12 protein-coding genes are annotated in these 13,963 nt (G+C 35.2%); 9 read left to right on the top strand and 3 right to left on the bottom strand.

What is annotated here, in order from left to right:
• Nucleotides 1-29: 29 nt before the first annotated feature.
• The 8 genes from HNS38_RS11970 to HNS38_RS11935 all read left to right on the top strand — a co-directional run bounded on the left by HNS38_RS11970 (nt 30) and on the right by HNS38_RS11935 (nt 7,665).
• The gene (locus tag HNS38_RS11970) at nt 30-1,007 is read left to right on the top strand and encodes an HlyD family secretion protein (protein ID WP_216663707.1); all 978 of its coding nucleotides are present in this window, start codon (nt 30-32) and stop codon (nt 1,005-1,007) included.
• 6 nt (nt 1,008-1,013) lie between these two features.
• Nucleotides 1,014-2,189 carry an ABC transporter permease gene (locus tag HNS38_RS11965; protein ID WP_172281811.1) on the top strand — a complete coding sequence of 392 codons (1,176 nt, stop codon included), beginning with the start codon at nt 1,014-1,016 and terminating at the stop codon, nt 2,187-2,189.
• On the top strand, nt 2,186-3,346 hold the full coding sequence (locus HNS38_RS11960; protein WP_172281809.1) for an ABC transporter permease: 1,161 nt from the start codon (nt 2,186-2,188) through the stop codon (nt 3,344-3,346). The genes HNS38_RS11965 and HNS38_RS11960 overlap by 4 nt, the downstream gene beginning before the upstream one ends.
• A 130-nt stretch (nt 3,347-3,476) precedes the next feature.
• A complete protein-coding gene (locus tag HNS38_RS11955) occupies nt 3,477-3,917 on the top strand; it encodes a single-stranded DNA-binding protein (protein WP_172281807.1) in 441 nt (146 codons plus the stop codon).
• Nucleotides 3,918-4,260: 343 nt separating this feature from the next.
• Nucleotides 4,261-4,713: a cold-shock protein gene (locus tag HNS38_RS11950; RefSeq protein WP_172281805.1), complete on the top strand. Its 453-nt coding sequence runs from the start codon at nt 4,261-4,263 to the stop codon at nt 4,711-4,713.
• Between the two features lie 123 nt (nt 4,714-4,836).
• The gene (rlmF, locus tag HNS38_RS11945; RefSeq protein WP_172281803.1) at nt 4,837-5,799 is read left to right on the top strand and encodes a 23S rRNA (adenine(1618)-N(6))-methyltransferase RlmF; all 963 of its coding nucleotides are present in this window, start codon (nt 4,837-4,839) and stop codon (nt 5,797-5,799) included.
• 209 nt (nt 5,800-6,008) lie between these two features.
• Entirely contained in the window at nt 6,009-6,401 is a 393-nt protein-coding gene (locus HNS38_RS11940; protein WP_172281800.1) for a BlaI/MecI/CopY family transcriptional regulator, read from the top strand.
• Between the two features lie 133 nt (nt 6,402-6,534).
• Nucleotides 6,535-7,665 carry a TonB family protein gene (locus HNS38_RS11935; RefSeq protein WP_172281798.1) on the top strand — a complete coding sequence of 377 codons (1,131 nt, stop codon included), beginning with the start codon at nt 6,535-6,537 and terminating at the stop codon, nt 7,663-7,665.
• Nucleotides 7,666-7,869: 204 nt separating this feature from the next.
• On the opposite strand, the gene HNS38_RS11930 is transcribed toward HNS38_RS11935, so the two are convergent.
• From HNS38_RS11930 to HNS38_RS11920, 3 genes are all read right to left on the bottom strand, one after another.
• A complete protein-coding gene (locus HNS38_RS11930; protein ID WP_172281796.1) occupies nt 7,870-8,715 on the bottom strand; it encodes a HAMP domain-containing sensor histidine kinase in 846 nt (281 codons plus the stop codon).
• A gap of 84 nt (nt 8,716-8,799) precedes the next feature.
• Nucleotides 8,800-9,690, bottom strand: a complete 891-nt coding sequence (locus tag HNS38_RS11925; RefSeq protein ID WP_172281793.1) for a DMT family transporter — start codon at nt 9,688-9,690, stop codon at nt 8,800-8,802.
• Entirely contained in the window at nt 9,680-12,163 is a 2,484-nt protein-coding gene (locus tag HNS38_RS11920; RefSeq protein WP_172281791.1) for a mechanosensitive ion channel family protein, read from the bottom strand. Before HNS38_RS11920 ends, HNS38_RS11925 begins: the two co-directional genes overlap by 11 nt.
• Nucleotides 12,164-12,481: 318 nt before the next feature.
• Between HNS38_RS11920 and HNS38_RS11915 the strand changes: the two genes are divergently transcribed.
• Nucleotides 12,482-13,921 carry a carboxypeptidase-like regulatory domain-containing protein gene (locus tag HNS38_RS11915; RefSeq protein WP_172346541.1) on the top strand — a complete coding sequence of 480 codons (1,440 nt, stop codon included), beginning with the start codon at nt 12,482-12,484 and terminating at the stop codon, nt 13,919-13,921.
• Nucleotides 13,922-13,963: the final 42 nt, after the last annotated feature.

Genomic DNA, 13,963 nt, shown 5'->3' with positions numbered 1-13,963 from the left:
ATAAATCTTAAAATAAAATACCTTTAGAAATGAAGATAAGAACAAATTATTTAGCCTTAAGCATTCCAGTAATTATTGCTGCTGTTGCCATTTTCTTCCTATTTAAATATAGCAAACAGCAAGAAGCTGACTTCCTCCTAGGAATAGCAGAAACCAAAGTGATTCATGTGGCATCTGAAATCCCAGGACGTATAGATAGTATTTTAGTAAAAAATGGCGATTTAGTAAAAAAAGGTCAGGTATTGGCAATTTACGAATCCTCTATTTTAAACGCCAAACTAGGACAAGCTCAAGGTGTATTAGATGCTGCTGATGGATTGGTAGACAAAGCCAAAACGGGTGCTAGAATTCAAGAAAAAGAAGCCGCCAAAAGCCAGTACGATATGGCCAAAAGCCAATTCGACTTTGCGCAAAAAACTTATAAAAGATTTCAATTATTATATGCGGATAGCATTATCTCTAGCCAAGAAATGGATGAGATGGAATTCAAATATCAGGCCGCGAGAGACCAAATGAAAATGGCAAAATCGGTTTTTGATATGGCAGAAGAAGGAGCCAGAAAAGAAGATATAGCAATGGCCATGGGCAAATACCAACAGGCCAATTCGGTTTATGCAGAAGCCCAAGCTTATCATAAGGAATTAAAAATAATAGCTCCCCTCGATGGTGAAATCAGTAATCAAATTGCTGAGGAGGGTGAGGTAGTTGCAGCTGGTTATCCTGTTTTCAGCATCATGATTCCAGAAAAAACATATGTCATTCTTCAATTAAAAGAAGACCTAATGCCCGAATTTAAAAAAGGAACGAAGATGAGCGGATATATCCCTGGTGTAGATGCCACTGCTGAGTTCCAGGTTTCGTATATGGCACCAATGGCTGCGTTTGCCAATTGGGTTCCTTCCCGCGAAAAAGGGGAATTCGAAATGAAGACTTTTGAAGTGCATCTACATCCAACAAAACCTATTGACGGTTTCAGACCTGGTATGACTGTAAAATTTGACAGATAGATTCATATGCGAGGATTCCTATCGATCATTTGGAGAGAGCTCCAATATTTATATACCAGTAGAAGTGGATTCTTACTTCTAATTGCGGTTCCTATCGTGGTATATTTCCTTTTGAATAGCCTTTATGGCAAAGGAAATATCAATGATTTGCCTATTGCTGTATACGATCAAGATCATTCTGAACTCAGCAGAACCTTAACAAGATTCTTAGAAGCTTCACCTTATTTGTCAGTCGCTCAACAGCTCACTTCTGAGGAGGACATGCAAGAGGCCTTTCAATCGGGGAAAGTACAAGGTATTGTATATATTCCTCACGACCTGGAAAGAGAAGTTCTGAGATCGAGAAGTCAGAAAGTTGTTGTCTATACCAACTCTAGTAATATCGTTTTCGGAAACTTAATCTATAAAGCCAGTTCGGAAATAGTATTAACAACCTCCGCTGGAATCCTTATTCAAAAGATGCAGGCACAAGGACTCACCGAAAAACAAAGCATGGAACTCTTTCAGCCCATGCGATTAAGTTTTAAACCTCTTTATAACCCCAGCTATAATTACTTGTTCTACCTAGGCCCTGGCTTAATGACCGTATTGATGCAGATGTTTATCATGTTTGTGGCCGTGAGAGCTTTTAATAGAGAGTTTAATACGGGCGGAATTACAGAAATGATTAACATAACCAAAGGCTCTGTATTTAAAATGCTATTGGGGAAATATATGGCTCAATTGATTGCCTTCTCCATCTTTGCTTTGATGATTTTTGGTATCTTTTTCCCCTTGTTCAATATCCCATTGAATGGTGAGATTTGGTCTATGATACTACTGTTATTTGTGTTTATTAGCGCCTCCATTTTCCTTGGTTTTGCGGTTTCTACCATCTTCCTCGACGAAATGTTGTCCATGGATGTGGTATTATTTTACAATTCTCCTGCTTTTGTTTTTAGTGGCTTTACTTTCCCTTTACTTGGAATGCCTTGGTATAGTAAATTCTATGCAGGAATCATTCCATACACACACTTCCTATATGGTTTCTTCAAAATAGAACTCATGCAGACTCCTCTAAAATATGCTGTAAATGAAATTATAGTGCTCATCATATTTGCCATAATTGGATTACTGGTGAGCTTCCCTGTTTTAAGCATACAATTGAAGAATTATACAAAAAGACAGGAGGCGAACATATGAAAGGGATACTAAGAGTAGCCAATTACGAAATTAAACAATTATTTAGCGATCATAGTTTGATTCTAACCTTTCTTTTGGCACCAATATTATATGCTTTTTTCTTAGGAAGTATATATATCAACAAAGATATTGAGGAGGTTCCTATTGCCGTTTTCGACTTAGATAATTCATCAAGTAGCAGAGAATTAATTAGAGCTTTGGACGCCACTCAACAAATACAAATAAGTGAGTATTTGACAAGTTTCGAACAAGGAGTCGACGAGATTAATAAGTTAAATGTTCAAGGCTTCATATATTTCCCTGCCGATTTTGAGGCACAACTGCTCAGTATGAAAGGCACTGACTTAGCTGTCTACCTAAATACCACACAGTTTTTGCCCAGCAATAATCCCAATAAGGATTTGCAGAAAGTATTGATTACAGCAGGAGCAGGTATCAGATTAAAATACTATATGGCACATGGAGTAAATCCTGAAAACGCCATGGAAATAGTGATGCCATTGGAACCCGATGTGAGAGGAATAGCCAATCCATTAAATACCTATGGTGGGTTCTTATTGCCCGGATTATTTATCCTTATCCTTCATCAAACCCTCCTCTTTGGAATTGGTGAAAGTTTTACAAAAGACAGGCAGAAAAAAGCTTTGCCAGAAATATTAAGTTTGGTTAATGGTCGAATTTACAAATATTTCATTGGGAAACTGGGTTTTTATATGCTTTTATATTTTGCCTATTTCCTTCTTTTCCTAACAACCATATTCCCTATTTTCGAACTTAATGTTCATGGCTCTTGGGACAGCATGCTTATCATAGCTTTTGCCATGTCGCTTGCAGTATTGATGTTTGGGGTCTTTATCAGTAGTTTCTTCAGAACCCAAGTGGGCTATTTAGAAGTAATCGCCTTTTCTTCCTATCCTATCTTCCTCTTAAGTGGATTTAGCTGGCCATTTCAGGCTATGCCAGTCTGGGTGCAATATTTGGCACAATTCTCCCCCATGACACCTTTCGTACAAGCTTTCACTAGGGTTTTGGAATTGGGAGCCGATTGGGAACATGTGGCATTAAATGTGATTCATTTAATTCTTCTGTTTATTCTTTATGGTTTTGCAGCACTCTTTCGTTGGTCTCGTATCGCCAATAACCAATTGAGAGCATAGACAATACATCTAATCATCTAATTAGCATTTGCCTAATAATTTTTCAACAATCTCTAATTTGCTGATGTGGCATTTCTATTTTTAGTAATTTGGCTGGTTCAATAACGATTAATAATTAAACATCTATAAAATGGCTGGTATAAATAAGGTAATATTGGTAGGAAACTTGGGAAAAGACCCAGAAGTAATGACTTACGAGAATGGAGTAAAAAGAGCTGCATTTAGCTTAGCCACTACAGAAAGTTATAAAGACAAAAGCGACAATTGGGTAGAGCAGACCGAATGGCATAATATTGTTTTATGGCGTTGGTTGGCCGAGAAAAATTTGGTAAAAGGAGATAAAATATACCTTGAAGGCAAAATAAAAACTCGCTCTTGGGACGATGAAAATGGTAATAAAAGATATACCACAGAAATTCAAGGCGAAAAGGTTTTAAAAATCTCATCTGCTGGGGGCGGAGGATACCAACAACAGGATGCGGCATCTCCACAAGCATCGGAGCCAGCACTACCAACTCAAAATGCAGCAACTACCCCAAGTTCTGAAGAGGAGGATGATTTACCATTCTAAATTCCAAAATGAGTTAATAATAATATAGACCCCACGGAGCTTAGATTATTGAACCTGCCGAAATGGTCGGAATACTATAGTAAAAAAGCACATCCCTTTAGGTTTCTGCTTTTTTATACTCGAAAAATTAAAGGCTTTTTTAAACTGAAATTAGAATGATTCACAATAAAGATGATAATCCCTTACAGTCTAGTTCAATACTAAAAGCGCAGAAGATGAAATAATTGATTTACAACTTATTATAAACACATTAAAAAAAAGACTACCTTTGCAAACGAAAATTTCCTAATTCCTTAAGAGGAAAAAGGATCATTTAAAAATTTAAAACAATTAAGAAGCAAGAATGGCTAAATCACAAGAAACCTATAATAAAAAAGAAAAGGAAAAACTCCGCGCTAAGAAAAAGAAGGCTAAACAGCAAAAGAAAGAAGAAAGAAAAAATAACGCTGAGGCCGGAGGAGGCTTTGAAAGCATGTTAGCTTACGTGGATGAGAATGGCCAAATTGTTGACACTCCACCAGATCCAACCAAGAAAACAAAAATTGCCCTCGAAAGCATCGAAATAGGTGTTCCAAAGAGAGACAGAGATGAAGTTATTGGAAAAAGAAGAGGAAAGGTAGAATTCTTTAACGATACTAAAGGATTTGGTTTTATTAAGGAACAAGATACTCAAGAGAAATTCTTCGTTCATATTAATAGCGTAACAGGTAAGATTAAAGAAAACGATATCGTTTTATTCGACGTGGAACGTGGAATGAAAGGAATGAATGCCGTTCGTGTAGAAATAGCAAAATAAATTGGCTCCATAATTAGAGCTTATTTTACAATATATAGTCCAAACTTTGAATTTCATGGTTTGGACTTTTTTTATCAAGCTTTGTATTATTAAGTTTGTACTCCAAATAAATAGAAGGAAAACATGCCAGCAAAAAGAAAACATCCCCAGGTTAAATCTCAACTTCACACTCGAAATAAACATAAAGAACGTTATGACTTCGAGATATTGGTGGAAAGTTGTCCGGAACTAAAACCCTATGTAAGGGCTAATGATTTTGGAGATTTGTCTATTGATTTTGCAAATCCATTGGCTGTTAAAATGCTAAATACTGCTTTGCTAAAGCATTTCTATAAGGTAGATTTCTGGGATATTCCTGAAGAGTATTTATGCCCTCCCATTCCTGGTCGTGCTGACTATCTTTTGTATGCTGCCGACTTATTAGCAGAAAAGAATTATGGAAAGATACCCAAAGGCACAAAAATAAAATGCCTGGATATTGGAACTGGTGCCAACCTCATTTATCCGGTGATTGGTCATCAGGAATATGGTTGGAGTTTTGTAGGTTCTGAGATTGATGCTAAATCCATTAAATCGGCAGAGAAAATCATCGAGAACAACCCTCCTCTAAAAGGAAATATAGAAGTGAGGCTACAAAAGTATAATCAGAATATTTTCAGAGGAGTCATTAAAAAAGACGAACGCTACGATATGGTCGTTTGCAATCCTCCATTTCATTCCTCAGCCATAGAAGCACAAGAGGCAAGCCAGAGAAAGGTGAGTAACTTGAGTAAAGGCAAAAAGATAGAAGCTCCGCTCAACTTCGGAGGCCAAAGTCATGAGCTCTGGTGCAAAGGTGGTGAAGAGTTTTTCCTAAAAAACATGGTGATAGAAAGTAGAGATTTCGCCCAATCTTGCTTTTGGTTTACTAGCCTTATCTCCAGAGAGAGTAGAGTAAAAAATGCCATTGCAACACTTAAAAAATTCCGTCCGAAACAAATTAAGGTCATTCCCATGGGTCAAGGAAATAAAGTAAGTCGTTTTGTGGCTTGGACTTTCCTTACTGATGAGGAGCAAAAAGAATGGGCTAAAGAACGTTGGAAATAAGCATCTAGCTTCTTTAAACAAAACTTCTAACAAGAGGTGTTATCGCTCGGAGCGATAACAGCTCTTTGTCGCAAAAAGCATATTAACTAAACAATTAGTTGTGAAACTAAATAATTAGTTATATATTTGTCGCACCAGAAATAGGAAGATCTATTCTGGTATTATTTTTGTATTTATCAACTAAGAAATTAGTTCACAAATAATAGCATATGGAAAGCAAAAGATTAACAAAGGCAGAAGAGGAAATCATGCAAATACTTTGGGATTTGGAGGAAGCTTTTGTCAATGAAATTATAGAGAAATTCCCTGAACCTAAACCGGCTTATAATACCGTTTCTACCATTGTTCGCATTTTGGTGAAAAAGAAATTTGTGGCCCATAAAGCCTTTGGAAAATCGCATCAATACTATCCTCTTATGAGTAAGAAAGAATATGCCGATAAGTATTTCAGCAATTTTGTGCAGAATTATTTTAGCAACTCCTACCAGTCTTTGGTTTCCTTTTTAACCCGGCAAGAGAAGCTCGATCTTAAAGATATGGAAGCCATTAGAGCCATGATGGACGCAGAAATAAACAAACAAAAAGGAGGTGATGATGAATAGCTTTCTACTTTATGCACTAGAATCCGGTCTGAGCTTGTTCTTGCTTTTCGGATTTTATTTCCTCGTGCTTCGCAAATACTCGAACTTCTTGTTCAACCGAATTTTCTTATTGGTCTCCTTAGCCAGCTCTTTTATGATTCCTCTATTAGATTTTGGCTTTATGAATGAGGTCATCCTTTACCAAGTTCAGTTAGAACCCATAGTGATTGGTAGCCCAACTTTAAACAGCACAAGCACAAATACCTTTTCCATTCTCCCCATTCTACTTTTGGCCTATGCCATCATATCAGGAGTCTTCCTAGTCAAGTTTATATGGGAGATTCTTTCAGTCTTTAATGTAAAAAGACAATCCTCACCCCTATTTTCTGAGCTTGTAGGAGAAAAAATATTCCTCAATAACAAGCATAATTTCAGTTTCTTCAATTGGATATTCATCAGAGAAGAGGACCAACATAATTCCTCAATTATCGCCCACGAGAAATCTCACACTCAGATGCTGCATAGCTTTGACATCTTTATGATCAAAGCCTTTCAAATTGCTTTTTGGTTTAATCCCATCCTATTCTTAATGGAAAGAGAGCTGCGTTTACAACATGAATATGCAGTGGATGAAAAAGTATTAAGCCAATCAAAAAACATCTCCAATTATCAGCAATTATTGCTCAATCAAGTATTCCAAGTGGAATTTAATTTACTCAGCAATCATTTCAATCAAACATTTCTAAAAAATAGATTTATCATGATGACAAAAAAAGAAAACAAAAAGTGGAGCCGTTTATTTTTAATGGCATTTTTAAGTATGGCATTCATTTCTCCAGCCTTTGTGAGTTGCACCATGGACTCAGCCAAGGAAGAAATTAATGAACCACAAGAAGTAACTCAAGAACCTATAAAACCAGAAGTTCCAGAAGAAGTAAAAACCGAAGAAGCAGAAACAGACACTAAAGAAGAAACTTTCTTAGTTGTGGAAACCATGCCCATGTTTCCTGGTGGAGAGAAGGCCATGTATACTTATATCGGGCAAAATGTAACATACCCTGAGAAAGCCAAAAAAGAAGGTATTGAAGGCCGAGTATTTGTAACCTTTGTGGTGGAAAAAGATGGAAGCATTACAGAAGTAGAATTAATGAGAGGAGTTTCTGATGAATTAGATCAAGAAGCCTTAAGAGTCATTAAGTCAATGCCCAAATGGAAGCCTGGAGAACAAAGAGGAAAAACGGTAAGGGTTCAGTATAGAATGCCTATTAAATTTACTCTTAATTAATGTCTGTCTATAAAATCCACTAATTTCGTTAGGCTTGCACTGAAAACAAGCATTTACAAAAGTAAACTTATGGTTATTCAGCTCATCGCAAGTCTCATTATCAAACTTTCTAGAGCAGACTCTTGAGTCTATTGACAGGCTTTAATTAGATTACAAAGAAAACCATGAATTAAAAAAGCCTGCGATTGCAGGCTTTTTTAATATCTAAGTATTCATATTACAAACCTTTACTGGGATTTTCACCACAAATTGGCTTCCCTTGCCTTCCAAAGTATTGAATTCTATTTCTCCATTTAATAAGTCCACCATAGCCTTAGTAAGGGTCAACTTCAAACCAGTTCCATCGAAGCTAGCTTGTTCTCCGCTAAGCTCGATATGCTTTTTAATACTTCTACTGATGGTTTCTGGCAACTCTGTAAAATCACTAGAAATCTTTAAAACCAATTGGCTTCCTTCAGAAACTTCAGCTTCTAAGGTGATGTTTTTATTGTCAATAAACTTAATCAAATTAGAAAGCAGATTATCGAGTATTCTACGCAATTGATATGGATCCGTATAAACACACGCATCTTGCGCTAGGTTAGCACTAGTCTTTTTCCTCAATACAATATTCTTACTTTGTGCCAATTCTTGAAAATTGGAAATAAAAGACAATAAGAAAACATTAATTTCAAACTTCTCCATCCTCACATTCACCTGTAAGTTTTCAATTTTTGTTAAATCCGTTAAATCATTTAAAAGTTCTACCAGCTGTTCCGTATTTTTTTCAATTAATGAAATAAACTCATCTTTCTCTTCTAAGGTAAAATAGCTATCTTTCAACAAACCTGTAAAGCCTAATATTGAATTCATAGGGGTTCTAATTTCGAAGCTCATCTTTTCCATCAAGCCCAATTCGTTAGCTGCTTTAATATCTGTTCGTTCCGATAACAAAGCTAAATCACCAACTAAACCCTCCATTTTAGATTGAAATTCTTTATCCGATAGTTGAGTTCTCTGCTTTAATAATTCCGCAGCAGAATGACTTAGTTTATTGACTGAAGTATTCATTATTTTTATTTTTCAGTGATTATTTTACAAACCTTATACCATATTCATATCTAATATACAAAAAATATTGGAGCGATTAAAAACTTAGCCTGCCTTTTTTGATAATCGACTGGCCAAAATCGCTGATAGTAGAATTAAAAAGCCACCAAATAATAATTTACCATTCAAACTTTCACCTAATAATAAAACAGCAAATAAAATGCCCCAAACTGGCTCCATATTGGAGATTAAGGAAGCGGTTCTAGCTTCTACTTTCTTCAATCCATTAATATATAACAGGTGAGCTAAAGCAGTAAACACCAATCCTAATAAAAGCAATTGCGACCACGCCATTATATTTATATCTTCAGGAAAAAGAAATAATAAAGGAAACAGACAAACCATGGCAAATAAATCTTGAAAGAAGGTCAACTCAATGGAAGAATTCTCTTTTCCAAAAGTCTTATATAATAATAGATAGCGATTTAAAATGGTGATAAAAGAAAAACTCAATCCGCTCATGATGCCCCAAAAAACGCCTTTTGTATATTCAGATTCCCAATTCCATTCTGGTAAAATCAAATAAATACCAATAGAACTGAGGAGGGCTAAGATAAACCAAGAATACTTCCAAGGTTTTTTGAAAATGAGAGGTTCAAGTAAAGAAGTAAAAATAGGAAAACTCGAGAAGCTAATGAGTCCAATGGTAACAGTACTCATTTGAATAGATGCAAAGAAACTCCACCAATGAAAGGCCAATAAAGCACCCAAAGGGAAATAATAAATATAAGACTTAAATGGAATTCGAAATGGATTTTCGCGTTTCACCAGAAACCACATTCCAAATGCCAATGAAGCAAAAAGCACCCTCCCCCACACTATAGTTATGGCATTTAAACCGATCCATTTCCCAAACAAACCTGCAAATCCAAAAAGGAATACAGAAATATGTACCTGATAAATAGAGGTAATTTTAGAAGCTTTTTTAGCCTTCATCCCGTTTCATCTTTGGCTCTCCAGAACCATCCTCCGTTTCTAGAAGTTTTTTATCCTGCTCCTGCTCCTCCTTCACATGTAAATCGAGCTGTGGGAAAGGTATCTCAACATTGTTTTTAGCAAAAGCATCGGCTATTAAAACCGAAATATCACTTCTGGCCTGTAAGCCATTATCAAACAAAGTCCAAAATAGCAAACGGAAATTCAAAGAACTATCACCAAACTCATTGAATAATACACGTGGTTCTGGCTGATTTACCACCATATCACTTTCTCTAGCCACCTTATTCAAAATTTCAATCACTTTATTAGGGTCGGTACCATAAGCAACTCCAACAATGATCTCTATCCTTTTATAATCATCCGATAAAGTCCAATTGATCAATTGGTCTGAAACCAGATTAGAATTTGGCACCACCACTTCAGACCCATCATAGGTTCTAATATTACTACTTCTAATACCTATGCTTTTAATCTCTCCAATTAATGGTCCTATTTCAATGATATCACCAACCTGCACAGGACGCTCATAAATCAGAATCAATCCTGAGATAAAGTTATTCACCACATTTTGCAAACCAAAACCAATACCCACACTTAGTGCTCCCATGATAATACTAAGTTTGGTCATATCGAAACCCGCCGCTGTAAGAGCAATCATAACACCACTAAATCCAATAATAATTTTTAGTGTCATCCCAATAGCAGCAGGAATACCTCTTAAGGATTGCGATTTCTTGAAGTTTTTATTGTCAAAAATAATTCCAACAAGCGAATACAAACCATAGGTGATAGCTATGCTAATTATAAATTGGAATATGCTCAGATAAGTAAACACAAACCCTCCTAAATGCCTCTCCATCTCAAAAAAATCTTCCATAAACTCATCAAAAGGAGCTTCAAGTTCAAGAATAGCCAAGATAACATAGAGAAGTAAATACATAAACAAAACACCAAGAAATTGCGTCAAACGCTTTTTAAAAAGCGGAACATAATGGAGTACTTTAAGATTTTCATGATTACGAATCAGGTGGCTTATAATCTCTATCAAACTTAAAACCATATGCCATAATCCTACGATGATAATAATAGCGGCAGTAATTTGTATGCCAATTTTCAGGAATAAGACTGATAGGTTTAAGAAACCAAAAATATTTCCAATAAAACTGGCCAAAAATAAAAAGAACACCGGATACCGAAGGATGGAAATTGCTTTTCTAAAACGAAGGTTTGGTAAGGTTTGTGTTGTAAATTTAGTGGTTAAATAGCCTGCAGTGAAAACAACAGCTAAAGTGGTCTCCAATAAAATATATAGTCTAGAATAATGACCAAAATACCAGAATAAAACTTCTATATTATTCAAAAGCATTAGGATAATGAAACGTACTAAAATGGATTTCCCTTGTTTCTTTGTATAGGAGAAAGAAGCCGAATATATGTTTATCAATAATAACATTCCCATGATCCCAGTTAAGGCTAAAGGAATATTTCGAAAAGTAATAAAGAAGAACAAAATGAATAAACTTGAAGCGCTGGCATAGGGCTTTGCAATCAAAATATAGTTAATATCGGATTTTAAAGACTTATGATCCGAGCCGAAAATCTTAATATATCGGAATCTTAAAAAGATAATGAGAGCCAAAATGAAGAGACAAGCAAAAACATAACTGCTGAGGTACTGTAAATAAACTTCTGCATTATTATTAAAAGACTTGGTATTCTCGTACCATGCTTTTTTCACCCTTGCAAAGGCGGTACCTTCAAATGAGTCTTTAAGACCAATATTCCAAATAGCTACTTCTGACATTTGAAATAATTTGGTTCTATAACTCTCCTGAAGCTCCTCCAAATCCAAAATAACAGACTCAACCACCACCAGCTGATCAGTGATGTCATTTTCTAGGTTAATCAGTCTGATACTATATTGATAATTGGCTTTTTGAAGTGTTTTAATCTCCGACAAGACCTTTTGTATCCTTTCTTTAATAGACAATGGAACATTCTGATCACCAATATTTTTTGCAGTACTTTGCCACTTTTGCTTTTTCTCATTTAAAGAGAGTGTCTGTTTTTCTAGTTGGCTTAGGGTTTCATAAATATAAGTTTGCCAACCCTTTAACTGACTCTCATACCCCGCCCATATTCTATTGGTATTGATCAAAAAGAACTTGGATAAATTCTTATGATTATAATCTTCAAACTCCTCCTCTTCAATATTAATCCTTTTGGTTAGCTTTCTGAAATTACTATCTACCAATGCAGATTGCGATTTATTGGAGAGGTTTTTCTTGGTGGTTTTTAGATATTTATTGAGTTTTTCAATCTCAAAATCAATATCCGGAAAACCATAATAATTCTCGGTGGAATCACTAATAATGGTTAGTTGAGCCTGAGCAATACTTATACTACTCATGAAAATAATAAGTAGCAAACAAAGCGTCTTTAAATAGGAAGTGTTTATTTTTCGTGACATAAAAGAGTTCTTATATTATTCAAAAATAAACATTTTTAGCTAATTTACTCAGAAATAGACAAGTATTAATAATTATCACAATAGGCTGCTCAGCTATAACACTTCGTTCTGCAAAATAGACATCGAATATACACTAAGTAAATAAATACATCAATATATTTAATTGCCTCCTAAAATAAGAGGAAATAATGGGTATTATTTTTTATACAAACTCAGAACAATATTTAAAAACACAAAATTCTCACCACTTTTCATATACATTTGAATAAAAATACATTCTCACTGTAACTAATCACAATTCAAAACAGTCTAAGAAACATGAAAAAACGCAGCTTAATATTCTCAATTTTTGTTTTTGTTACCCTCATCTCTTTTGGGCAAAATGAAGAAAACCATATTATTCGTGGCTCCATCATTGATAAAAACACCAATGAAGTACTACCCTATGCCAATATCGTTATACTTCAAAAATACAAAGGAACGGTAAGTAATGAAAAAGGAAGTTTCTCATTTGACCTATCTCCTTTCTCATCTCAAGACACGCTCAGTTTTCAGTTTATTGGATACAAGTCGCATAAGGTACTCGTGAACCAAACCACTCCTGAAATGACTGTTTATCTCGAAGAAGATATGATCAATTTGAGTGAAGCTTTTGTGTATGGGAATCCTCCGAACCCAAAAGATATCATCAAAAAGGTAGTTGAAAACAAAGACAAAAACTATAAATACATCAGTTCAAATAATCAGGTTTTTATTCGTTCCAGAGATATTACTGATATAGAAAACCTCAGTACGAATGTTAAGAAGCTATCCATTGATCAACTTGATGAGGATTTAATACAAAATACGGTAAAAAAAGTTCCTAGACATATTACTTCTTACACTGACTTTTTGGGAAACCTTTACTTTTTCGAAGGCAAAAGTGACAGCTTAAAAGTAGATCCAAAACGTACGGTCTCTTTAAAAGAAGAAGATATTGCTGAGTTTGAACAAATAGGTAAAATATTTGAAAACCTATTTAAAGATACAGGAGAAGAAGAATATTGGAAAATAAAAAGTGGGATCTTTGGCCAAAAGCTAGATATCCAAGAAGAAGAAAATGATAGCATTACCGAAACTCCAATTTCCAATGACAGTAGCAGCACCAGATATATGAGATCGAGCATTAGGTATTGGTTAGAATACTCAAGCATTGAAAATACTGATGAATGGGAATTCCTCTATAGCCCAGGGAAATATAAATACACTTTAACTGGAGGAACCAGAGTAAATGGAGAAGATGTTTTTATTATAGATTTCACTCCAAAAAGTGGAGGGGAATATATAGGCAGGGTTTATGTTTCTACTGAGTCCTACGCGCTCATTAAAGCCGATTACGAATATGCTGCTGGAAAAACGGGCAGAGATATTCATTTGTTAGGAATTGGCTATACAGAGGACTATTTTAAAGCGAGCATTTATTTTGAAAAAATTGAGGATTCCTATCAGCTAAAATATTTCTCAAAGAAAGCCGGAAAACATTTCTCCATCAACAGAAGCCTTCAATTGATTAAAAAGAGAAAACGTTGGCTGTTGAACAAAACACTAAAAGAAATGAAGCTAAGGCTGAAAATGGCAGCTAATCAAGAAGAATCAGTAGAAGTCCTCTTCTTGAATCATGAAAAAATCAGTAATGAAAGTTTTGCCCAATTCAATCAGCCCAAAAAGATGAAAATTCAATATATCGAACAATTCCACGATGATTTATGGATAGGCTGACTCATGTTGTGCCACCTATACCGATGTAACTGTGCCACTCAA

This window comes from Lentimicrobium sp. L6, from assembly GCF_013166655.1.
Taxonomy (GTDB): Bacteria; Bacteroidota; Bacteroidia; order Bacteroidales; family UBA12170; genus UBA12170.
The sequence above is the reverse complement of the archived record's forward strand: the minus strand, read 5'-3'. Positions and strand labels throughout refer to the sequence as shown.